This is a genomic window from Plantactinospora sp. B6F1, from assembly GCF_040120695.1.
Classification (GTDB): Bacteria; Actinomycetota; Actinomycetes; order Mycobacteriales; family Micromonosporaceae; genus Plantactinospora.
This window is the reverse complement of sequence record NZ_JBEEAC010000001.1, coordinates 466,183-489,317: the sequence shown is the minus strand read 5'-3', so window position 1 is coordinate 489,317 and position 23,135 is coordinate 466,183. Positions and strand designations below refer to the sequence as shown.

Genomic DNA, 23,135 nt, shown 5'->3' with positions numbered 1-23,135 from the left:
CGGCTCACCGACCGGTCTGCTCGGCGATCCACCGTCGCAGCCGCACAGAGAACGCGTACTCCGAGAAGCCGGCGGCGTGCGCCGCCAGCCGGTCCCGGTCCAACTCGTCGAGACGGCGGAGCAGGGGCAGGTAGTCGGCCGGGGACACCGAGTCCACGAGAAGACCGGTCTGTCCGTCCACGACGGTCTCGAGCAGACCGCCCCGGCGCAGTCCCAGCACCGGCGTGCCGCAGGCCTGGGCCTCCACCGGGATGATGCCGAAATCCTCGTGGACCGGGAAGAGCAACGCCCGGGCGCCCCAGTAGAGCTGCCGTAGCCGCTCCCGGTCGGGCTGGACCTCGAAGCTGACCTCGACCCCGGCCCGAGCGGCGGCGCGCCGGAGATTCGCCTCCTCCGGACCCGAGCCGGCTACCACCAATGGCAGCCGGGCGGCCTCGGCGATCGCGATGATCAGTTCGAACCTCTTGTACGGAATCCACCGCCCCACCCCGAGCAGGTAGTCCCGGGACTGGTGGCGCTGCGCGTCGGGCGGGGAGGAGAAGAAGTCGGTGTCCACGGGTGGGTTGATGACCACGGCGTCCCGACCCCAGTAGCGGCGGATCCGGTCCCGCACCTCCCGGGAGTTCGCGGCATAGCCGTGCACGTGCCGGCTCAGCCGCAGGTCGACCGTGCGCAGCAGCCTCCTCGGAACGGTCAGCAACGGATTCGCGCCGCGGCCGTCGAAGGACGGGCTCCAGAGGTACCGGGCCGGCGAGTGGACGTAGCTGAGGTAGCGGGTCCGCTCCGGTGCGCCAAGCCGCACGGTGTGCGCGAAGGCGTGGCTGGAGGAGACGACGACGTCGAACCGCTGCCGGCTCAGGGTCCGCCAGACCAGTGGCATCAGCGGCAGCGCAATCGCCTTGGTACGCCGCAGCGGCGTCCGGGCCAGCCACGACTCCTTGAGGTCCGGCTCGTCGACGCCCGCGTCCTTCCACAGCACGAACCGTTCGGCGTGTGGCAGCTGCGCCGCGATCTGCCGGAAGACGTTCTCCGAGCCGCCGGTGGCACCGAACCACTCGTGCACCACCGCCACCGACCGGTCGGCGAGGTGATCGAGCGGGACCGGTCCGTCGATCGAGGCCGATCGGTCGATCGCGGCGCCGGTCGGAGCGGATTCCGTCCGCCGGGTACGAACCTCTTCGGCACTCATCCTGCTGCTCCATCCGACGGGGTCCGGTCACGATCCCGGGGTTCCCCGGGCCTGCGCCACGCGCCCAGCCCCCGCACCCGTGCCCAGACGCCCACCAGGTAGGTCCGGCGCAGCGCCGGCACCAGCGCGGCGGAGCCCAGCCAGACCAGCAGGATTCCGGCGCAGGAGCCGACCAGCCGCGGCAGGCCCGGACCGGCGAGCAGGTATCCGAGCCCGGCGGCCGCGACCGAGCCGGGCAGCAGCGTCACGAGCAGTCGAAGGCAGTACCCGAGCACCCCGAGCAGGCGCGCCGAGACGAGGAACATCAGCAGCCCACCCACCGACGCCGCCGCGCCCAGGGTGAACGCCCCCCAGTGCCGGAACAGCAGGAGGTTCAGTGCGGCCGCGGCGGTGTACGACACCGCCATCACGATCGCGACCTCACGGTTCCTGCCCTGGGCGTTGAGCACCTTCATCAGGGTGTAGCCGATCACCTGCGCCCAGATGCCGAGGGCGAAGCCCAACAACAGCGTGGCGGAGATCCGCACCGCCTGGTCGTCGAACTCGCCCCGCGCATAGAGCAGGGTGACGATGCCGGTGCTGTTCAGACAGAGGATCAACGAGAGCGGCACGGTGGCGAACAGCACCGGGGGTAGCAGCCGGCGCAGGCCACCGGCCACCTCCCCCGGGTCCATCCTGGCGAACGAGGCCAGGCCGGCCAGCCCCAGCGGGGCGGCGAGCAGGGCCATGCAGGAGTCGACGACGAACCGGGCGTACTCGGTCGCCGCCACCACCTCGATGCCGAGCAGCGACCCGACCGCGCGTTCGACGCCGATCGACCCCTGGAGGATCACGGGGATCAACAGCAACGGGCGGAGCCGGCGCCAGAACATCGCCAGGGCCAGCCGGCGGCCCGTACCGTCCGGCAGGTCCGCGCCCGGACCGTCCACGGCGGCCAGGTATCCCCGGCGCCGCACCCAGTAGGCGCCCCAGGCCCACAGCAGGACGTACGGCACGGTGAAGCCCCAGGCCAGGATCGCCACCTCGCCGGTGAGGTAGGCCAGCACCGTTGCGCCGATCAGGCCGAGGCTCTGCACCGAGGGTCGGATGTTGATCAGGCGTACGTCGTCGTGTGCCAATCCGACCAGCGTGTACAGGCCGTACTGGACGTAGAACGGCACCGACAGCGCGGCGATCCCGAGCATCGTCGCGGTGAGCGCCGCGGTCTCCGGGTCCAGTCCGGGTGCCAGCACGTCGACCCAGGCCGTCCGGCCGAACACCAGGGCCACGGTGAGCAGCAGCGAGAACGCGCCCAGCAGCGACCGTACGGTGCGATAGAGCACCAGGGCCATCGCCGGTCGCTCCTGGCGGTACCGCACGTAGAGCGGCAGGAAGCCGGCCGACAGCGCGTCGGCGGTGAAGAAGTTGACCGGGATCAGCGTGGCCGTCAGCGCGACCCGGTTCGCCGCCACCGCCCGACCGGCGCCGAACAGCGCCGCCAGCAGGACCTCGCGGAGCAGGCCGAGTACCTTGCCGGTCACCCCGCCGAGGACCAGCCGGAAGAAGATCCTGGTCACGGCGGGAGGTACCCGCCGCGAAGCTCCGCCAGCAGCGCCAGGTAGCCGCGGGCGCAGTGCGCCAGGGTCAGGTCGTCGGGGAGCAGGCTCGGCCGTGGTGCGGGTACCGGCGGCATTCCGTGCAGGATGTCGGCGAGCGCAGCGGGATCGTCGGTGTCGACCGGACGCAGCACGGAGTCGAGCACCACCGGTCCGGCGATGCCCCGGGACACGACGCAGGGCACGCCGCTGGCCAGCGCCTCCAGGATGGCCATCGGGAGCCCGACCTCGAGGTGGGCCGTGGTGAGCAGGGCGACGTCGGCGGCCGCGTGGTACCGGCCGACCTCGTCCGGCCGGACCTCGCCGACGAACGTGACCAGCTCCGCCAAGCGGAGATCCCGGACAAGCTCCCGTAACCGGCCCTCGTCGGGTCCACCGCCGACCAGCAGGAACCGGAACCGGCCGCCATGCCCCCGGTCACGCAGCACCGCAGCGGCCCGCAACACCCGGTCGAGCCGCTTCTGCGCGTGCAGCCGGCCGACACAGCCGACCACCGTCACCCGATCGTCGACACCGAGTGCCGCCCGGAGTTCCCGCCGGGCCGACTGGTCGGCGGCGTGGTCCGCCGGTCGCACCCCGTTGGGGATGTGCCGGACCCGGTCCACCGGGGCGAACCAACGCTGCGGTCGGGCTGCCAGCGAGTCGACCACCCGTCCGCCGACCGCGACGATCCGGTCGAAGTCCCGGTACCGGGCCAGGTCCCGCAGCAGCCAGGCCGCGTTCTTCGGCGCGGTGGCCAGCAACCGGGGACTCCCGGACCGCAGTTTGGAACTGATCTCCATCATCGAGGTGCCGTGCGCCTGTAGCACGAACGGCGTACCCGGATGCCGCACCCGGGCCCGGGCCACCGCGTACGCCCCGGCGCTCACCGACAGCACCGCCCCGGGCGGCTCGGCGAGCGCGGCCCAGTAGGCCCGGGACTCGCGCCACCAGGCGGTCGAGTAGCGACCGGGGCGGGTCCCGGGCAACGGCACCACCTCGACGCCGTCTGCCGAGAACGGGCCGTCGACCCCGGGCACGGCGGTCGTGACCAGCCGGACCCGACGGACCTGCCGGGCCAGTTCCACGGCGAGGTTCCAGGAGAGGACCTCCATGCCACCGATCTGGTGCCGGAGGGTGGCCCGGGAGAAGACCAGGATCGACTCGATCATTCGAGGGTCCTGTACAGCGACTCCAACCGGTCGGTCTGCCGGCGCAGGTTGTACCGCTCGACGACCATCCGCCGGCCCGCCGCACCGAACCGTTCGCAGAGCTGTCGATCGCGGAGCAGGAGGGTCAGCCGTTCGGCCAGCGCGGCGACGTCCCGCTCGGCCACCAGGAAGCCGTTCTCGCCGTCGGTCACCGCCTCCGCTATCCCGCCGTGCGCGGTCGCGACCACCGGTCGCCCGCTCGCCGCCGCCTCCAGCAGCACCGTCGGCAACCCTTCCTGGTCACCCGTGGCCGCCGTCACGCTCGGCTGGCACAGCAACCGGGACCGGCCCAACCGGTCGAGCGTCTCGGCGTGCGGCCGCGCCCCCAGGAACCGGACCGCCGCGGACACGTCGAGTTCCCGGGCGAGCCGGTCGAGCCGCTCCCGCAGCGGTCCGGCGCCGACGATCACCAGTTCGGCCTCGGGAACGACCCGGCGTACCACCGCGAACGCCCGCAGCAGGTCCGCGGTCCCCTTCTTCTCCACCAGCCGCGCGACGTGCAGAATCCGGGGCGTCTCGACGAACCCGGCGAACGGGATCAGGTCGACGTCCACCCCGGTCGGCAGTACGACGAGTCGGTCGGCCGGATAGCCCCAGTCGACCGCCCGGTCCCGGATGTGCGCGGAGACGCAGACGAATACGGCGCCGGTGTCGAAGAGGTCGCTTCGCCAGGCGACGTAGTTCATCCAGGACGGTTTCCTCGACGCGATCAGCCGGGATTTCGGGATGGTCACGTCGAACCCGTGCAGGGTGGTGACCAGCGGAACGCCGAGCGTCCTGGCCACCGGGGCCGCGTAGACGCCCTCCACCCCGAAGTGTGCGTGCAGCAGCGCCGTCCCTCGCTCGGCCAGCAGCCGGCGCAGCGGTGCCGACCGCCGGGTCAGCGTGTAGGCCAGCAGCGCGGCCCGGCCGAAGTCGGCGACGCTGACCGAGTCCGGTGGCGACCCGACGCCGCCCCGGTCGACCTGCCGGGCAGCACCGGCCGGGCCGGGCACCGTCGTGACGTCAGCCGCGCCGGTCGGCGGCAGGCTCGGGACCGGGTCCCTCGCCACGAACAACGGCCGGAAGCTCCGCATCGCCAGGGCCTGGCTCGTGATGAACGTCTCCGACGGCCGGAACTGCTGATGTCGTACGACGCCCACCGTCGGGGTGACTGACATTGTCTTCGGACTCCTCGTTTCCGGACTCCTCGATGACCGGCCGGATCAGATAGGCGACCAGTACGGCGACGATCGGGATCAGGTGGATGTCGCCGAAGATGTCGGTGTTCTCGCCCAGGCCCTGTACCAGGATCCAGGCGAGCGCAGTGCCGACACAGACCAGGTACACCCGCGGGACCTGCCCGTGCGTCGACATGCGGCGGGCGACCAGCCGAAAAGCCACGACGAAGAACCCGACGGTGAGTGCCAGCCCGGCGATCCCGGTCACCGCCCAGGCACCGAGCAGGATGTTGTGCGGTGGGAAGACCCGCCAGATGTCGTGCTGGTCGGCGTACGCCGCGAAGCCGAGATTCCAGCCACCGTAGCCCAGCCCCAGCAGCGGACTGTCCCGGAACGCCTCCGCGCCGAACCGCCAGATCACGCTCCGCCCGGCGAACGCCTCCAGAAGGGCGTCGAGAAAGCCGCGGTTGAGGGTGAACAGCAGCGCCAGAGCCGCGCCCAGCGGCACTGTGGCGATCAGCAGGTACCGCCGGAGCACTCCGGTCGGGTACCGGCGCAACCGGTGCAGGCCGTACGCGGCGGCGGGCAACGCGACCACCAGCACGGTGGCGGACTTCGAGCCGGTGAACGGCACCGCGAGCAGCGCCACCACGCCGACCACCCGGACCCAGCGGGCGCCGGTCAACGCCGCCAGGGCGAACGCGGCGAGGCCGTTGATCCCGAGGAACATCGCCGCGACGTTCGCGTTGATGAAGACCCCGCCGGCCTTCGCCGGGTCCAACACGTTGTTCGGATTGTCGCCGAAGAGCGCCGCGACGGCGTTCTGACCGGCGAAGTAGCCAGCGATCGAGTGCAGGAACGCGTCCTCCAGGCCGGGCAGCACCCGGAAGACGACGACCAGGCCGGCCTCGAACAGCACCCACGGCCAGTACCAGAGCTGCAGCCCGCGCAGGGGTGCGGTGCCGTACCCGGCCACCGCCGACATGAGCACCAGGGTGACGACGAACTGGCCGAGCAGCGTGATCGACTGTAGCCCGGCGCGGGGCTCGGGTGACCAGGCCAGCGTGAGCAACCGGAGTGCCAGCAGGAGCAGCAGGATCCGGACCAGCGCCAGCCGGAGCAGCCGGCGCACCGATTCGCCGCGGGCGGCGAACAGGATCACCGGGGCGAGCAGCAGGGCGACGACCGTGCCGAGGGCGATGTCCACGCTGCCCCTGGGAAGCAGGTAGACCTGCGGCAGGGCGAGGAACAGCACGACGGTGGCCAGCACCGCGAGCCGGACCGGATCGGCGGCGGCCGTGGCGAGCCGGTCGAACAGGCGCCGGGCCGGGTCGGCGGCGGCCGTGGCGAGCCGGTCGAGCCGGCGCCGGGCAGCGGGCAGCGGACCGGTCACCGGACCGCCCCGTGGTCGGCGCCGGCCGCTCCCGGGCCCGCTCCGGTGACGATGCTTCGCAGCAGTTCGCCACGGGCCTGCCAGCCGAAGTCGCGGGCGTACTCGACGCGGGCACTGACATCCGGATCCGATCCGGGCCCGACGGCGCGTAACACCCGGGCCACGAAGTCGTCGACGGAGTCCGCGACCTCGATCGCACCGGTGCCCCGGGCCGCCCGGATCACATCCGGCACGGCGGTGCTCACCACGGTCAGCCCGGCCGACAGGTATTCGTAGCACTTGAGCGGGCTGACCCCCACGGTGTACGGGTTCAGTGCGTACGGCACCAGGCCCACCGTGGCGGTGCCGGCCACCGCGGCCAGGTCGTCGATGCCGAGCACGCCGAGATAGCGGGCGCCGAGCCGTTCCAACTCGGCCAGTTCGGCGGCGAAGCCGCCACCACCGGCCGCGACCGGACCGGCCAGCAGCAGTTCGCCCCGGCCGCGCAGGCCTTCGGCGAGGGCGCGGAGCAGCGGGTAGTCCAGCTTGTGTGGTGACAGGTTGCCGGCGAACAGCGCCGCCGGACGGCGCGCTGCGGCGGGGTGGCCGGCCGAGGCGAAGACGTCGATGTCAGCGACGTTCGGCAGCGTACGAACGTCGGAGAAGCCAACCTCCGCCAGGTGTGCGGCGACGGCGTCGCTGGTGGCGATGGCACACCGGGCCCGCCCCGCCAACTGCCGCTCTCCGGTCGCGACGGCGACCCCGTCCACCCCGGGAAACGCGGCCAGCAGGTCGACGCAGTGGTAGACGGTGAAGTCGGCGTACCGTTCGAGCCCGTAGGTCACCGGGGTGAACGTCCACAGCCCCCGAGGCCGGGGGCTGCGCCGCCACCGCGTCACGGCCCGCTCCAGCAGCACCCGATTGATCAGCCGGGTCGGCCGGCGGTGCACCGGCAGGACCAGCGGTGAGACGATCGTCGCCCCGACCGGCACCGGCCGCTGCGCGGTGTCGGCGTGCCCGCGGACCGAATTGCGAACCCGGTGGGCGATCCGGGTGAGGTCCCGGGCGTCGAACCGGACCCGGCGCAGGCCGAGTGACTCGACGAAGTGCGTCTCGAAGGCCTGCGCGAACTCCCGCACCACGTAGTGCTGGTTCGTCGCGATCTGCGCACTCCACTCGGCGGTGCCCAGTACCAGCATCGTCGGTCGCGGCGGCCCGGCCTCGGCTCCGCCACTGCGCGGTCGTGTCGTCGTCACCTGTCTCTTCCGGCCTGGTCGGGCAGCGCGCACCGGCCGCTGCCGAGGAAAGACCCGATCGACCGTAGGGTGGGTCATTCTGTCAACGGGGGTGCGCTGCCGCACCAGGGGCACCCTAGGCGAGCGCCGGGACGCGACGGCAGCCGCCCTCGCCGACGCTCCGCTTTATCCAGTTTCGACCAGACCCGCTGGTCAGCCGGTTGCCTGGCCGAGGTTTGCCGCTGCCGCCGCTTCTCGCCTATGTTGCCCCTATGACCGGCGACGTCGCGCTGCTCCTGCGCCGGGCCGGATTCGGTCCGACCGCTGCCGAGCTTGCCGCGGCGCGCCAGGCGGGCTACCCGGCGACGCTCTCCGGCCTGCTGTCCCCGCTCGGGCCCGATGTTGGCGCCACCAGCTCCCCGGTGCCGGAACTCGGCCCCGATCCGCACGCCAACCTGCCCAATCCGACCCGGGCCCAGCACATCCGGGCCGACATCAAGCGCAAGGCGCAGGGCGAGCTGATCCAACGGTGGTGGCTGGACCGGATGACCGTGGCGAGCCACCAGGCCGTCGAGAAGCTGGTGTTCTTCTGGCACGGGCACTGGGCCACCTCGGCCGACAAGGTGAGAAGCGCCCAGTTCGTACTGAACCAGCACCGGGCCCTGCGAGACAGCCGGGACTTCGTGGACCTCGCCCACCGGATGATCGTCGACCAGGCGCTGATCTACTGGTTGGACGGGCAGTACAACCAGAAGGACGCGCCCAACGAGAACCTCGCCCGGGAGCTCTTCGAGCTGTTCCTGCTCGGCATCGGGCAGTACACCGAGCGGGACGTCCGGGAGGCGGGCCGGGCACTCACCGGATGGCTGACCGTGCTGGAGGAGAAGAGTCCGCTCTTCGACCCGGCTCGCCACGACCCGGGGCGCAAGACCATTCTCGGCCAGACGGCGAACTTCGACGCGCACAGTCTGGTCAACCTGCTGCTGACCCGACCGGAGTGCCCCCGGTTCATCGCCGCCCGGATGTGGTTCCGGTACGCCTCGCACAGCGAGCCCATCCCGGAGCGGCTCCGGGAGAAGATGGCCGAGGCGTTCCCCGCGCCGATGGCGATGCTGCGCGCGCTCTTCGAGGACGAGTCCTTCGGTGCGACCGCGCACACCCTGGTCAAGCAGCCGGTGGAGTGGCTGGTCGGGGCGATGCGGCAGCTCGGCCTGCGGATCAGCGGCCTGCCGGTCGAGACCGCCATGGATATCGTGTACGGGATGCGCGCTCTCGGACAGCTTCCCTTCGCGCCGCCCAGCGTCGGCGGGTGGCCGGCCGGCACCGCCTGGCTGACCTCGGCCGCCGCCCAGGTCAGGATGAATCTCGCCGGCAAGCTGGCCGGGCTGCACCAACCCGGGCGGCTGACCCCGGAGGAGGTGGCGCACATCCTCGCCGTGGACGGCTGGACCGACCGGACCTACCGGGTGCTGCGCGACGTCAAGGACGCACGCCAGTTGCTGGTCCTCGGCCTGTCGAGCCCGGAATACCTGGTGACCTGAGATGGACGCGCTGACCCGACGCCGTTTCCTGCTCGCCTCCGGTGTCGTCGGCGCCGGCGCGCTGGCGACGACCGGAGCCGCGCTGGGACTCGGCGAACTGCTGGAGAAGTCGACGTCCCGGGCCGCACCGGCCGACCCGGGCGGAACGCTGGTACTCGTCACCCTCTACGGCGGCAACGACGGTCTGAACACCGTCATCCCGTACGCGGACCGTCGCTATCACGGGTTGCGGCCGGAGTTGGCGTACCCGGCCGAGAAGGTGCTGCATCTCGACGACGCCCTCGGGCTCAACCCGAAACTGCGTGGCCTGAAGCGGCTCTGGGACGCGAAGAGCCTCGCCATCGTCCTCGGGGTCGGCTATCCGAAGCCGGACCGCAGCCACTTCCGGTCGATGGACATCTGGCAGACCGCGTCGCCGGGCGTACCCGTGTACAGCGGCTGGGTGGGGCGCTGGTTGGACGGCACCGGTGCGACCCCGGAGACGGCGGTGAGTTTCGAGCCGGTGCTGCCTCCGCTGCTCGCCGGAGAGACCCGGGCCGGCGCCTGCGTCAGCATCGGCGGCCTGCGGCTGCCGCCCGGGATCGACACCGGACTCGTCGGTGCGCTGGGGGGTCCGCAGCAGGGCGAGCCGGCGATGCAGGCCCGCGCTGCCGCCTCCTACGCGGACCTGCTCCGGGTGGAGGACCTGGTGCGGCACTCCTCGGAGTCGGCCCGACCGGAGACCGGGCCGACCGGTCCGGCGACCGGTACCGGTGGGTCGAGCGCGCTCGCCGTGCAACTCGGGCTGGTCGCCCGCTGCGTCGAGGCCGAGGTGCCGACCCGGGTGTACTCGGTCAGTCTCGGCGGGTTCGACACCCACGCCAGCGAGATCGCCGGGCACGAGACGCTGCTCACCCAGCTCGACGAGGCGTTGACCAGCTTCGTCGAGCGGATGTCGCAGACGGAGACGGGCCGGCGGGTCACGGTGGTGGTCTACAGCGAGTTCGGGCGCCGGGTCCGGGCGAACGCCTCCGACGGTACCGACCACGGCACCGCGGGCCCGGTCCTCGTGCTCGGCGGCCAGGTGACCGGCGGCCTCTACGGCGAGCAGCCGAGTCTGGCCGATCTGGACGACGGCGATCTCAAGGCGAGCGTCGACTTCCGGCAGGTCTTCGGCACTCTTCTCGGCTCGGTGCTGCGCGCCGATCCGGCCCGCTATCTGGAGGGCTACCAGGTGACTCCGCTGCCGTTCCTGCCCGCCGGGTGACCGCTCGTCGCCGCCCGGGCGTACCGCCACGGGTGACGGCTCACCGGCCGCCGCCCCGGAACACCTCGATGACCGTCCGGAGCAGCACCTTGGTGTCCAGCCAGAGCGACCAGTTCTCGATGTAGTAGTTGTCGAACCTGGCCCGGTCGGATATCGGGGTGTCGCCGCGCAATCCGCTCACCTGGGCGAGCCCGGTCAGCCCCACCGGCACCCGGTGCCGCATCGCGTAGTCGGGATGCTCGGCGGAGAACTTCCGCACGAAGTACGGCCGCTCGGGACGGGGGCCGACCACCGTCATGTCGCCGCGCAGGATGTTCCAGAGCTGCGGCAGCTCGTCGAGGGACGTCCGCCGCATGAAGCGGCCGACCGGGCCGATCCGCCGGTCGTCCGCGATCGACCAGCGGGTCCGGGACTCCAGCTCGTCGGCGGGCTGCATGGTGCGGAACTTGATGACGTCGAACGGCTTGCCGTACCGACCGATCCGCTCCTGGTGGAAGAAGACGCCCCTGCCGCCCTCCAGCCAGGTGGCGAGGGCGCAGATCAGCAGGACCGGGCTGAGCAGGACCAGCGCGACGAGGCAGAAGACGATGTCGGATGCGCGCTTGACCACCCAGCGCACGCCGGAGAGGCTGGTGTGCCGGATCTGTACCACCGGGATCGCACCGATGTGGTCGGGCAGTCCTCCCGGAGAGCGGGAGCCCCAGAGCCGGGGCACGCTCCAGATGTCGCAGTTCGCGTACTCGGGTCGGGCCAACTGCTCCATCAGGCCGCTCTCCGGATAGTCGGGCTCGGCGACGAGCAGGACGTCGCACTCGACAATCCGGATCCGGTCGGCGAGCTGGTCCAGGGTCCCGATCAGCGGTGGCGAGGCCGGGCCATGCCGCTTCTCCGCGTCGACGAAGCCCGCGAAGCGCAGGCCGTACTGGGGATAACGGCGCAGCAGCCGGGCGAGTTCGACGGCGATCGGACCGCTGCCGATGATGATGGCGTTGTGCTCCACCCACCTACGCTTCCGGGCGATCAACACCACCCGTCGGGTGATCGCCCGTCCGACGATGACGAGGCCGGCGGAGAGCGCCACGCCCCGCATGAAGCCGGTCATGTAGTCGACCGAGCCGTGCCGCAAGGCCGCGATGATGGCGACCACCGCGGCGGAGGCGAGCAGCCGGCCGCAGAGGCTGGGCAGCTCGTCCAATATGCTCATGTGCCGGCGCGCCCGGTAGAGCCCGCCGGCGGCGAAGATGGCCACCGTGAGACCGGCGGTGAAGACGGTTCCCCGCCAGTAACGGTCGGTTACCAGCAGCGGGGCGAGCAGCGCGGCGACGTCGACCGGGGCGGCCACCATCCAGGCCCGCAGCCGGCGGGTGCGCACCGAGGCTCGGGAGCCGACGTACGGCAGTACCGCCGTCGTGTCGATGCCGGACCGGGTCCGACCCGGTGGGTCCCACCCGGACCCGGTGCGGGGTCGGGGCAGCGCCGGTGGGTTGGGCCCCGAATCGACGGCATCGACGGCGCCCACGGTCGACGGCCGGTCCGACGAACCGGAGTCGGGCAGGCCGACCGCCGGGTCGTGCGGTGCCAACGGCCACGTCGACATCTACTTCCTCCCCCGTAACGACAACCTCCGCTACGCCGGCCCCCGGCGCGGGATTACGCCGCGAGCATTCCCACCGGTGGGTGCGGTCACTTCACTCCACTCAGGATCTCGGGTACGGCGTCGCGCCGGACGGCGTCGTAGAACCTCTTCGCCTCGTCGGTCTTGGCGAACACGACGCTCTCGTTGCCGACCTCGCCGGTGCCCTTGGTCGGGCTGGTGATGAAGCTCAGGTTGCCGCTGCGCAGGTGCCGCAGCTCCATGCCCATGTCGAGCAGGGAGAGGGTCTTGTCGACCGAGACCGCGTCGGCGGAGGCCCGGATGAACGAGTTCAGCTTGGCCGGATTGGCCAGGGTGCCGCCGGAGGCGGCCTTGTCCAGGATGGCGCGGATGACCTGCTGCTGGTGCCGGATCCGGGCGAAGTCCCCGTCCTTGAACGCGTAGCGCTCCCGGGCGTAGTCCAACGCCTGCGCGCCGTCCATGACCTGCGGGCCCTTCTTGAACTCCCGACGGCCGGTGGGCAGCAGCGAGTGCGTCGAGGTGAAGCTCTGCTCGACGGTGAGCTGGATCCCGCCGAGCGCGTCCACGATCTCCTTGAAACCGGAGAAGTCGACGATCGCGACGTGGTCGACGCGGACCCCGGTGAACTTCTCCACCGTCTGCACCATCAGCGGGATGCCGCCCCAGGCGTAGGCCGCGTTGATTTTGGCGTCCCGGCCGCCGTGCTTGCCGTCCTTGGATCTGGGCACGTGCACCCAGGTGTCCCGGGGGATCGAGACGAGTTGGGCGCTCGACCGGTCCGCCGGCAGGTGGGCGAGGATGATGGTGTCGCTGCGTGATCCGTCGGCGTTGGACGGGTCACGGGTGTCGCTGCCCAGAATCAGGATGTTCTTGGCGTCCTTCGCCACCTTGACCGGGCGTGACTCCTCGGGAACGGCGTCGAACGCCTCGACCCGCTCGATGCCCGACTCCAGCGAGTGGACGTAGATGCCGGCCGCGACCGCTCCCCCGCCGCCGAGCAATGCCAACACCAGCAGCGTGATGAGGAGGATCCGCCTGGTGCGCCGCCGTTTCGGAGCGGGTGCTCCGGTGGAACTCCCGTCGGGGGACACCGCGAGCACCTCGGTGGACTCCGACTCCGCGAGTTGGGGTTGGTGTGGCATGGACTCGATGCTACTGATTGGCGCAACAGGGAAAGGTCCCGGCTCTTCGACCGATCCGACCGGTCCGCCCGCCGATACTGCGCCGCTGGTCAGCGACGGTTCGCACGACCGTGACGGGCGGTCGTGCGAACCGTCGGGGCTATCCGGCGTCGTGTCCGGTGCCGTCGATCGAGCGCACCCGTGCGATCCGAATCACCCGGTTGAGCGCCTTCGAACCGGTGAGGAGGACGGCGCAGAGCACGGCGATCGTTCCCGGGATGAACACCAGCAGGTTGTCGATCCGCTCCCAGGCGGCGGGGCTCCAGAGGGCGACCCAGGTCAGCACGAGCGTGACGGCCGTCGTGCATTCGCCGACCAGGCTGACGAAGCCGGCGAAGATCGCGCCTCGGCGGTGTCGCTGCGCGGCACGGGTGGACATATGGAAATCGATCCCGAAGGCGATCAGGAGCAGGACGAAGACGGAGAGCAGCAGCCCGAGATCATCGTTGGACAGTTCACGCATATGCCCACTATGCCCCGATATCGCCGCCTCGGCCTTCCCCGCCGTGCTATCCGACCCTGAGGACCAGCTTCCCGAGATAGTGATCGTTCAGGGCGCGATGCGCATCCTGGGCCCGCTCCAACGGGAAGGTCCGGGCGACGTGGACCTCGAACGAGCTCGCCTCGATGATGGCGTTCAGCCGATCGGTGGCGGCCCGGCCTCGGTCCCCGTCGTAGTAGGAGACCGTCGCGTCCAGCGACGTCACCGGCAGCGGCAGGACCCCGTTCGGCCAGGCTTTGCTCTCCATTGGCTCCCCCCGATTACTTTAGTAGATCAAGCATTAGTCGATCACAACTGTTTGAGCGGGTCAAGTACCTGTTCTAGGCTGGGCGCATGGCCCTGCCGAACGGACCCGTAACCACCTCGTCCCAGGCCGAGGCGGTCCTGTTCGACCTGGTCGACGCATACGACCGCGCCTACGAGGCGGCCGCGGCCGAGCTGTCGCTCACCCCGGCCCAGGCCTGTCTGCTGGGACGACTCGACCAGCGGCGCGGCATGGGCGCCCTGGCCGAGGAACTCGGCTGTGATGCTTCCAACATCACCCAGATCGTCATGCGTCTCGAAGCGCTCGGCCTGGTGACCCGCGAACCGAATCCCAGGGACCGCCGCGCCCGGCTCGTCGCACGAACCCCCCGAGGAGACGAGATCAACCAACGGTTCGCCACAGCCTTCACCTTCGCCCGCACCGCGGTCGGGCGACTCTCACCCGACGAACAGGACCAGTTGACGGCGCTGCTACGCAAGGCACTGGGCTGACGGTGCGGCTGGCCTGTTCGGTCCGCGGGTGACGAGCTGACACGCCGACCACCACCCGATTCCGCCCTCGCCCGTTCGGTCGAGTTGCTGCCCGATCGAGGACAATGCCCGTTCCGGTCGGCGTGTAGACCGAGCGGGGTGCAGCCGCGCGGCGCAGACTGTTCCGCGTGGAGGCGCAGCAGGTACTCGGCGGCCGCTACCGGCTCGAAGACCAGCTCGGCCGGGGCGGTATGGCGGTGGTCTGGCGGGCCCGTGACGAGGTACTCGGCCGTCCCGTCGCGGTCAAGTTGCTGGCCGGCCCGCATGCCCGGGACCCGGTCTCACGACGCCGGATCCGGCAGGAGGCGCGGGCCGCGGCGGCGCTGTCGCACCCCAACGTCGCCCAGGTGTACGACTTCGGCGAGTCCGCCACCGGCCTGACCTGCGTCCCCTACGTGGTGATGGAACTCGTCGAGGGCCGTACCCTCGAACAGCGCCTCGCGGCCGGCCCGCTGCCGCCGAAGGTCGGCTTCCGGATCTGCGCCGAGGTGGCGGCGGCGCTGGCCGCCGCCCACGACCGTGGCCTGGTGCACCGGGACATCAAGCCCGGCAACGTGATGGTGACCCCGGCCGGCGCGAAGGTCGTCGACTTCGGCATCGCCGCCGCGGTGGGACACGGAGATGCCGACGAGTGGGGTGACGAGTTGCTCGGCACCCCCGGCTATCTCGCCCCGGAACGGATCAGCGGGGACGCCGTCGTGCCCGCCTCCGACGTGTACGGCGTCGGGGTCCTGCTCTACCGCCTGCTCGCCGGTCACCCGCCGTGGAGCACGGAGACGGTGACCCAGATGTTGCGGGCGCACGTCTATGTCGAGCCGGCACCGCTCCCGCCGCTGCCCGACGTGCCGGCGAAGGTCGCCGAGCTCTGCCGGCGCTGCCTCGACAAGGACCCGGAACAGCGTCCGCCGGCCCGCGAGGTGGCCGCCACGCTCGCTCGGGCCGCCGGCGTGCGGATCGTCGACGACGAACTCGCCCACTCACTGGCTCCGGCCGCGGTCGACGGTGAACCCTCGACCGTGCTGGTGCCCCGGGCCGTCCACGGCCGGGCCGCCCGGCGCCGCGCCGGGGTGCTGGTGACCGGCGCGGCGGCCGTCGCGGTCACCGCGCTCCTGCTCTGGCTCGCCGACCCGCTCGGCTCGGGGTCGAGCCCGCGCGGTGCCGCGGAGTCCGGTCCGAGCGACCGGCCGACCGCGTACACCGGACCGTCGGGGAGCACCGGTGGCGACTCCGTCCCCCCACCGGCCGGGCCGGGGCCGCTGACCCCGGTCGCCGGCGCGCCGGGTACACCGCTCGGCGACCCCGTACCCGGTCCGGTGACCGGGTTCCCGCCGGGAGGTCAGCCGGGCGGAGTCCCGGGCGGGGAGCCGGGCGGCGGAGACCCGGACGGCGGGATACCGACCGGGCCGGGCGAGCCGGCGCCGTCGTCTCCGGAGTCGCCGCCGACCGCGACGCCGGAGCCGAGGACGCTGACGTCGGACGGCGGATCGGTCCGGGCCAGCTGTACCGACGGCGGCGCCTGGCTGCTCTCCTGGACGCCGAACCGTCCCTACCGGACCGACGCTGTCGAACCCGGTCCGGCGCCGGCCACGATGGTCAGGTTCCGGCACGGCAACCACACCGTGCAGATGACCGTCACCTGTACCGACGGTGTCCCCTCGACCACCAACACCGGCTCGGAGTGAGCACGGGCCGGCGACACTCGGCTATGTCGGCGCGATGGGTTTCCGGCGTACCGGGCCCGGCTGCTGGCCGGCGACACCGGCAAGGGCTCACATCCGGCCGGCGACGGTGCGGGCCACCTCCTCCAGCGGCTTCCGGCTCTCCTTCGGGTCGTTCAGCAGTACCAGCTTGACCGCGACCCACTGCCCGCCCTTGTGCACGAAGACGGCGCCGTCCTCGGCGTACGCCTCGTCACCGATTCCGGGCAGCGGCCAGATCTCGTGGTCGAGTTCACGCTCGATGTCGAGGAACTTCTTCGCCCCGTCCCCGACGTAGATCTCCACCTGGGCGGTCGGCCCGGTGACCGGCCCGGTGTAGCTGCACGTCTCGCGCACCGGTACGGCGTCCTCCAGCGGCGTACCGGCCAGCTTCTCGGCCTCGGCCCTGGTGACCAGGGCACAGGCGTCCAGCGACGCGGCCGCCGGCGGCGCCGAGGTCGGCTCGGTCACCGGGTCGGCGCCGGTCGCGGCCGGTGGGGCGTCCTGCGGTGCGGCGACCGGCGGGTCGCCGCCGAACCGGCCGCACCCGGTGGGGAGGGCGAGCGCGAGCGCCGTCAGGGTCACCAGCAGCGGGCGGCTACGGACGATCATTGGAGCCTTCCTCTCAGCCCACGCAGAGTGGGACGTTCGGCAGGGTCTGGGCCGCCCGGTGGATCGGCCACAACTGCTCGCTCTCCAGCTCGAACTTCAGCTTCGTCGGCAGCAGCTTCTTCAGCGCCTCGACCGCCTTGGACGAGGCGGTGATCCCGAAGCCGCCGCCGACCTTGGCGTTCAGGCTCGCCGACACGCACCGGGCCAGCGGGGCACCCAGCGCCGAGCCGTTGGTGACGCCGAGGTCGACCACAAGCTTGGCGTACGGGCCGGCGAAGGCGGCCGGAATGCCGATACCGAACTGGATCTTCGTCTCCACGGCGAAGGCGAGCCCGCTGGGACCGATCGAGATGCCGGTGATCGAGTCCATGATGCTGCGCACCACCGAGAGGGTCGGCTTCTGCAACGTACCGCCGATGATGCCGAGGGTGCCGTTGACCGCCCACTCCCCGGCCGCCGTCACCGTGGTGTTCCGACCGCTCAGCCCGGTGGTCACGATGAACTTCCAGGTGTTGCTGTACACCAGCGGCTCACCCGGTACCGGAATGTTGATCTCGACCGGTACCTCGACGCGGACCTTCCGGTTGTCGTCCGCGCCGTTCGCGGCGCCGGCGGAGACGTCGACCGAGATGCTCCGGATGCCGTCGACCGCGAACGTGCCACTGCCGATCCGCCCGTTCGAGATCGGCACGTCGGCCCGGATCCGCAGGTCGGCGACGTTCATCGCGAAGTCGATGTAGACCTTGAGGTTCTCGTTGGCGGCGTACCCGATCTTCAGGCCGAGCTTGCCCTGCGTCCGGTAGGGCTGGGCCTCCCACTCGCCGACGCTGACCGCGAAGTTTCGCTCCCGCGCCGGTGGCAGCCGGCCACCGCCGGCCGGGGCGAGCCGCACCGGGTTCATCGTGAGCACGGTGGTCCCGTCGAGCCCGATCGGGGTGACCGCTTCCGGCGACCGCGACCCGGCCGGTACGCCGACCGCCCCGGGCAGGTCCGGCACCTCCTGGTACGCCAGGTCGGCCTCGTCGAATCGCTGCTCGGATCGGAAGTGGGCGTCCCGGAACACCTCGGTGAGCGTGACCGGAGCGAGGGTGACGGCGAAATCGTCCCCGGACCGCCGCGCCTGCACCACCCGACCGACCGCCCGGCTGGTGGCGTACATGATCCGGCCCGGTTCGAGGTCGTCGACGCCCGGCGCGTCGGCGTCGAGTACCCAGGTCGTCCCGTCCGCGCTGGCCGACCGGATCGCGTCCGGTCCCGCCTCGACGAGCACCACGTCCGGCTGGTACCTGATCGACCGGTCCCGGCTGGGGCCGTACCCGTAGGTGCGGCCCGCCTCGCTCGCGGCGATCGCGCCCCCCGGTTCGCCGTCGCCGCCCGGCCGGATTCCGCACGCCCCGACGCCGACCAGCAGGACGACCACCACGAGCAACGAGCCGCACCCCCGCCAACCGGACATCCGCCGCCTCCGCCCTCGACCCGCCGTGTCGGGCTCCATGATGGGCGGTGATGTTCCGAGGCGGTTCAGGAATCGTTCAGGGCGCCGGCCGTCTCGCCGGTTCCCGGCGGAAAGGCCGCCGGTTCGACCTCGATCTCCCGCATCCGGTCGAGATAGTCCCGGTAGCGGCGGGCGGCCTCGCCGTGCCGGCCGGCGGCCGACAGCGCGCTGACCAGTCCCAGGTGGGCCGATTCGTCGTAGCCGTCCTCGGTGGTCAGCCGCAGGTACCAGCCGACCGCCGCCTCCGGCCGGCCGATTCGCAGGCACCGGCGGGCCAACCGGCGGATCAGCTCGCGGTGCAGTTCGGCCAGCGCGGTACGCGGACGGGCCACCCAGTCCCCGGTGGCCTCGCCGTCGGCGCAGAAGTCCCCGGCGTACATCCCGACGACCGCCTCCAGCCGGCCCAGTATCCCGACGCCGCCCGCCTCGTCCCACTGCCCCGTCGCCGCACCCACCTCCGGCCGGGTACGCCCGTCCGGTGGGCTGGCGCCGTCCGCCGCGATCGCCGACCGGGCCGCGTCGTGGAACCGCACCGCGTCCACCGACACCCGCTCCGGGTTGAACCGCACCGTTGCCGGGTCGGTGTGCAGGTACCGGTCGGCCGGGTACCGGCGGTCCGGATCCAGCACGGCCCGGACCGTCGAGACGAGCACCGACAGCCGGCGCAGCGCCACCTCCGGCGGCGTCTCCGGCCACAGCACGGCGGCCAGGGTCTCCCGGCCCAGCGGCCGGCCGAGCTGACCGGCGAGCAGCTTCAGCAGTTCCCGCGCCCTGCGGGACTGCCAGGCCGCCGCCGGCACCGGCACGCCGGCCAGCCGGACCACGAAGTGCCCCAGGGTCTGCACCTCGACCTCCGGCACCGGCGCCGGCCCGATCGCCGCCAGCGGTCCGGCGACATGCCAGGCTCCCTCGCGTACGCCGAGCCGGTGCAGCCGCCGGCAGGCGACCTCCTCGGCCGGCCGGTCCGCGCCGAGCCGCGCCCGCAGCAGCGCGTTCGTGGCCAGTCCGACCTCGTTGCCGACCTCGGCCCAGATCTGTGCCGCCTCGACCAGCCCCACCACCGGACGGTCCGGCGTCCGGCCGCCGCCGGAGCCGCCGACGCCGCGGACCGGGTCCGCCGCGTTCGCCGCCGTGCCGGCCAGCCCGGCGGCGAGCGCGGCGAGCTCGATCGCCTCGGCCAGCCCGGCCGGGTCCCGCCGGGATCCCGCCTCGGCGCGGGCCCGCTCGGCGTGTTGCCGGGCCGAGTCGAGATTCCCGGAGCAGAGCGCCACCCAGCCGGCGGCGAGTTCGGCCACGGTGGGCCCGTTGGCGCTCGGCATCGCCAGGGCGCGGCGGGCGTACTCGGCCGACCGGGCGGGATCGTCGGCGTACCGGGTACGCGCCAGCCCGGCGCACGCCTCGGTCAGCACCTGGGCGTTGCCGTCGGGTTCGGCCATCGCCAGCGCCGCCTGGTAGGCGGCCACCGCCTGGCTGGTCGCGCCACAGACCCGGTGCACCCGGGCGGTCAGCAGCAGCCCGAAGGCGGCCAGCGGCGACCCGTCGCGCTGCCAGAGGCTGAGCGCCGCGTCGGAGTCGGCCCGGGCCCGGGCCAGTTCGCCGAGCCCCAGCCACGCCTCGGCCCGGTTGTGCAGGGCCAGCGCCAACAGCATCCGCTGCCCGGTGCGCTCGCCGAGCCGGATCGCCGCGCCGAGTTCCTCGGTCGCCGCCCGGTAGCGGCCCTCCTCCGCCAGCCGCGAGCCGACGTTGCAGTGGATCCGCAACTGTTGCCCGAGGTCACCGGCGCGAACGGCCGCGGCTAGCGCCCGGGCGTACGCGTGCTCGTTACCGGCCCGGTCCCCGGCGCTGAACGTGGCCAGCGCCCGGGCCACGTAGGCGGCCGCGATCGCCGCGTCGTCCCGGCTCGTCTCGGCCAACCGGACCGCCTCGTCGGCGAGTTCCCTGGTCCGGGCCCCGTCGCCCCGGGCCCACCGCACCGCCGCCCGGCCCGCCATGACCTGCGCCTGGTCTGCCAGCCCGGACGTTCCGTCCCCGGGTGCCGCCCGTTCGAGCAGCGCCTCCGCGTCGTCGAACTCACCGCGCCGGTGCAGCAGGGCACCGAGTTGCCAGGCCAGCGCCGCCGGCAGTGGCGTCCCGGCAGGTACGGCCGCCAGGTAACGCAGCGCCTCGTCGTGCTGGTCGTCGCGTACCGCCGACTCGGCGAGCAGCAGGTCGACGTCGGGAATCCCGGACGGCCCGCCGAGGACCAGCCGGGCCGCCCGCAGCGGTAGGAGGTCGCCCGCGGCGATCCGTCGCCGACCGGCCAGCGCAGCCAGCGCCCGGTGGTAGGCTCCGGCGCCCCGCGAGCCCGGACCGGCCCGCTGGATCGCCGACAGCGTCCAGAGTGCGGCCAGGTCGGCCTCGTCGAGCGTCGGCGGCAGCTCGTCCAGTTCCGGTGGCGCCAGGGTCCCGCCCGCGCTCGGCCACGATGTCCGGCGTCCCCGTTCCGTGGCGACCTTGACGAGGCCGGCGATCGCGGCGACCACCCCGGGTGAGTCGGCAGCGTCGAGCGCACCGCGCCGGACGATCGGGTGCTGCCCGGGTGCCCCGGCGCCCGCCAGCATCCGCCGTACCTCGGCCGGGGTGAGGGCCAGGTCAGCGGCGGTGATCTCGCCGAGCCGGCCGCTGGATCGCAGTGGGCCGGTCGGGAACGGCACCGGGTGTCGGCCGGCGAGCACCAGTACCGTGCCGGCGGGCATCCGGCCGGCCAGCGCCGCCAGCAGGCTGGCGCCCGGACCGGGGTCCACCAGGTGCGCGTCGTCGAGCACCAACCGGAGCCGGGCCGGGTCGGCCGACCCGGCAGCCGCCCCCACGGCCGGGGCGGTGGTGGCAGGGGCAGCCGGGGCGGTGGTGGACAGTGCGTCGGCGAGCAGTCCGGCGAGCACGGACGGGTCGTCGTGGGCCCCTGGGCCGGGTACCGGGATGCCGACGGTGCGCAGCGCCGTGGCGAGGGCGGTGAAGAGGTGCCCCTGATCGCGGTCCTCGGGACCCAGGCTGTGCCACGCGGTGGGCCCGCGGGTCACCCACTCCCGCAGCAGGGTCGTCTTGCCGGTACCCGGGCCGGCGACGACCGCCACGAACCCACGGGCGGACAGCTGGTCGAGGCGCCTGATCAGCCTCGGCCTGGGCAGCACCACCGGATCGGGCCGCTCGTCGCCAGCCGGTGCCCATCCCCCACCGGTGGTCACCGCACCAGGTTATCGGCCGGCCGGACCGGACATCAGTTCGGCGGCAGGGTGTCCATGAAGGAACTGACCGAGAAGACCGCGTTGCCGGCACCGGGCGGACCGTACCCGGGCGGGCTACTCAGCCCGTTCGCCTCCATCGTCGCCCGGTACGCCTCCAGCAGCCGGATGTGGTACTCCAGCGGCGCGCCCTGCGGGTTGGTCCGGCCCAGCGGCGTGGTCGGCTCCGGGCACCAGGTGGTGAACCGGGGGGTGATTCCCCGGGACATGAAGAACTGCAGCCCCTCGGTGGTCGACTCGATCGCCTCGTCCACGGTGGTGAAGCCGAACGGCTCGGCCATCTCGATCCCGGCCACGAAGTTCGGGATGACGTTGCGTGGCCCGAAGATCTCGGCGGAGTCGAGGATCCGGCGGTGCCACTCCTCACGACCGACGTACCGCTCCTTGCCGGGGCAGTAGAGCTCGAAGAGTCGCTTGTCCCACACCTCGTAGTTGGGGTGGTAGATCCGGATCCCGTAGTCGTGGAACCGCTGCACGTCGGCCCTTGGCAGTGCCTGGGCCACGACCTTGCCGATCCACCGGCCCGGGAACCGTTCCTCGATCGCCTTGGCGTACCGGCCGTAGAAGTCGGCCTCGCCGAGCCCGTCGACCTTGGAGGTGACGCTTCCTCCGGTCAGGGTGTACGCCTTCGACGCGCCGAGGGTGTCGTGCCGGTCGATGATCGCCATCGCCTCCAGCACCTCGTCCACCGGCTTCACCCCGGTGTACGGCCGGCCGGCCGCCTTGTGCTGGCGCCAGTTGTGGTTGATGTCGCAGTACTGGCACTCCTCCTTGGCACCGAAGTACTGACAGACCCGGAACACGGTCAGGTAGATCAGGTAGCCCCACTGGATGGTCGGGGCGACCTCCATCACCGACTTGCCGTTTCCGAGCGTGTGCCGGTAGTACTCCGGCATCGGCGGCAGCCCGACGTCGGCGATCGGCCGGTCGTCGAGGTAGAGCCGGAGCATCCCGTCGCCACCGTCCTTCACCCGGTACGGCGACTCCGGGTTGACCCGGACCGAGACCACGGTGCGGCGCAGCTCGTACGGGCCGCCGGTCAGGACGATCTCCTCCGGGGGTCGGCGCAGCGCCGCCGAGCCCAGCTCGGGCAGGGTCCGGTGGTCGAACGAGAAGATGAAGTACGACTTCGGCTTGACCTCGCCGTTCTCGTTGTCGGTCAGCGCCGAGTCGTCGAACGCCATCCCCCCGCGCAGCAGGTCCTCCTTGAGGACCGCTTCGCGTGGAATGTGCGGAAAGCGCCCCATCAGCTCCTCGACGAGATCAGTGCGGGTCTGCACGCGCGCTCCTCCGGTCCGCTACGACGCCGCCGGATCCCCGACGAGCCTGCCGTCACCATGGCACCCCCCGCCGGCTGGCCGGCGACCGCCTCCTCGGCGGTGTGCCCCCGACCACGCTACCCGCGCCCCGTCCCGACCCACCGGGTGGA

General features: G+C 72.3%; 18 protein-coding genes. 4 read left to right on the top strand and 14 right to left on the bottom strand.

From position 1 onward, the window contains the following. Nucleotides 1–4: 4 nt before the first annotated feature. From ABNF97_RS01890 to ABNF97_RS01865, 6 genes are read right to left on the bottom strand one after another with little or no spacing between them, the layout of a single operon-like run. The gene (locus ABNF97_RS01890) at nt 5–1,189 is read right to left on the bottom strand and encodes a glycosyltransferase (RefSeq protein ID WP_130462789.1); all 1,185 of its coding nucleotides are present in this window, start codon (nt 1,187–1,189) and stop codon (nt 5–7) included. Next, nucleotides 1,186–2,745, bottom strand: a complete 1,560-nt coding sequence (locus ABNF97_RS01885) for a lipid II flippase MurJ (protein ID WP_130462788.1) — start codon at nt 2,743–2,745, stop codon at nt 1,186–1,188. The genes ABNF97_RS01890 and ABNF97_RS01885 overlap by 4 nt, the downstream gene beginning before the upstream one ends. Beyond that, nucleotides 2,742–3,935: a glycosyltransferase family 4 protein gene (locus ABNF97_RS01880; protein WP_349337433.1), complete on the bottom strand. Its 1,194-nt coding sequence runs from the start codon at nt 3,933–3,935 to the stop codon at nt 2,742–2,744. Before ABNF97_RS01880 ends, ABNF97_RS01885 begins: the two co-directional genes overlap by 4 nt. After that, on the bottom strand, nt 3,932–5,026 hold the full coding sequence (locus tag ABNF97_RS01875; RefSeq protein WP_349337568.1) for a glycosyltransferase: 1,095 nt from the start codon (nt 5,024–5,026) through the stop codon (nt 3,932–3,934). The genes ABNF97_RS01880 and ABNF97_RS01875 overlap by 4 nt, the downstream gene beginning before the upstream one ends. Then, entirely contained in the window at nt 4,980–6,527 is a 1,548-nt protein-coding gene (locus ABNF97_RS01870) for an O-antigen ligase family protein (RefSeq protein ID WP_130462785.1), read from the bottom strand. Before ABNF97_RS01870 ends, ABNF97_RS01875 begins: the two co-directional genes overlap by 47 nt. Further along, nucleotides 6,524–7,762 carry a glycosyltransferase gene (locus ABNF97_RS01865; RefSeq protein ID WP_349337432.1) on the bottom strand — a complete coding sequence of 413 codons (1,239 nt, stop codon included), beginning with the start codon at nt 7,760–7,762 and terminating at the stop codon, nt 6,524–6,526. The genes ABNF97_RS01870 and ABNF97_RS01865 overlap by 4 nt, the downstream gene beginning before the upstream one ends. A gap of 251 nt (nt 7,763–8,013) precedes the next feature. On the opposite strand from ABNF97_RS01865, the gene ABNF97_RS01860 reads away from it, so the two are divergent. After that, nucleotides 8,014–9,282 carry a DUF1800 family protein gene (locus tag ABNF97_RS01860; protein WP_130462784.1) on the top strand — a complete coding sequence of 423 codons (1,269 nt, stop codon included), beginning with the start codon at nt 8,014–8,016 and terminating at the stop codon, nt 9,280–9,282. A 1-nt stretch (nt 9,283) separates the two neighbouring features. Next, the gene (locus tag ABNF97_RS01855) at nt 9,284–10,528 is read left to right on the top strand and encodes a DUF1501 domain-containing protein (protein ID WP_349337431.1); all 1,245 of its coding nucleotides are present in this window, start codon (nt 9,284–9,286) and stop codon (nt 10,526–10,528) included. 40 nt (nt 10,529–10,568) lie between these two features. On the opposite strand, the gene ABNF97_RS01850 is transcribed toward ABNF97_RS01855, so the two are convergent. The 4 genes from ABNF97_RS01850 to ABNF97_RS01835 all read right to left on the bottom strand — a co-directional run bounded on the left by ABNF97_RS01850 (nt 10,569) and on the right by ABNF97_RS01835 (nt 14,073). Continuing rightward, the gene (locus tag ABNF97_RS01850; RefSeq protein WP_349337430.1) at nt 10,569–12,125 is read right to left on the bottom strand and encodes a sugar transferase; all 1,557 of its coding nucleotides are present in this window, start codon (nt 12,123–12,125) and stop codon (nt 10,569–10,571) included. 86 nt (nt 12,126–12,211) lie between these two features. Further along, nucleotides 12,212–13,285 carry an LCP family protein gene (locus tag ABNF97_RS01845; protein WP_349337429.1) on the bottom strand — a complete coding sequence of 358 codons (1,074 nt, stop codon included), beginning with the start codon at nt 13,283–13,285 and terminating at the stop codon, nt 12,212–12,214. 139 nt (nt 13,286–13,424) lie between these two features. Continuing rightward, nucleotides 13,425–13,787 (bottom strand): hypothetical protein, encoded by a 363-nt coding sequence (locus ABNF97_RS01840; RefSeq protein ID WP_207230512.1) that lies wholly within the window; start codon nt 13,785–13,787, stop codon nt 13,425–13,427. Between the two features lie 46 nt (nt 13,788–13,833). Further along, on the bottom strand, nt 13,834–14,073 hold the full coding sequence (locus ABNF97_RS01835; RefSeq protein ID WP_349337428.1) for a zinc-binding dehydrogenase: 240 nt from the start codon (nt 14,071–14,073) through the stop codon (nt 13,834–13,836). An 86-nt stretch (nt 14,074–14,159) separates the two neighbouring features. Between ABNF97_RS01835 and ABNF97_RS01830 the strand changes: the two genes are divergently transcribed. Both ABNF97_RS01830 and ABNF97_RS01825 read left to right on the top strand, forming a co-directional pair. After that, nucleotides 14,160–14,582: a MarR family winged helix-turn-helix transcriptional regulator gene (locus ABNF97_RS01830; protein WP_349337427.1), complete on the top strand. Its 423-nt coding sequence runs from the start codon at nt 14,160–14,162 to the stop codon at nt 14,580–14,582. A 167-nt stretch (nt 14,583–14,749) separates the two neighbouring features. Further along, entirely contained in the window at nt 14,750–16,303 is a 1,554-nt protein-coding gene (locus ABNF97_RS01825) for a serine/threonine-protein kinase (RefSeq protein ID WP_349337426.1), read from the top strand. Nucleotides 16,304–16,390: 87 nt separating this feature from the next. On the opposite strand, the gene ABNF97_RS01820 is transcribed toward ABNF97_RS01825, so the two are convergent. The 4 genes from ABNF97_RS01820 to ABNF97_RS01805 form a co-directional block, all read right to left on the bottom strand. Further along, nucleotides 16,391–16,930 (bottom strand): hypothetical protein, encoded by a 540-nt coding sequence (locus ABNF97_RS01820; RefSeq protein ID WP_130462779.1) that lies wholly within the window; start codon nt 16,928–16,930, stop codon nt 16,391–16,393. A 13-nt stretch (nt 16,931–16,943) separates the two neighbouring features. Further along, nucleotides 16,944–18,386, bottom strand: coding sequence for a hypothetical protein (locus ABNF97_RS01815; RefSeq protein ID WP_349337425.1), 1,443 nt, complete (start codon nt 18,384–18,386; stop codon nt 16,944–16,946). Nucleotides 18,387–18,451: 65 nt separating this feature from the next. After that, on the bottom strand, nt 18,452–21,649 hold the full coding sequence (locus ABNF97_RS01810; protein WP_349337424.1) for an AfsR/SARP family transcriptional regulator: 3,198 nt from the start codon (nt 21,647–21,649) through the stop codon (nt 18,452–18,454). Nucleotides 21,650–21,681: 32 nt separating this feature from the next. Next, entirely contained in the window at nt 21,682–22,986 is a 1,305-nt protein-coding gene (locus ABNF97_RS01805; protein WP_349337423.1) for a radical SAM protein, read from the bottom strand. Nucleotides 22,987–23,135: the final 149 nt, after the last annotated feature.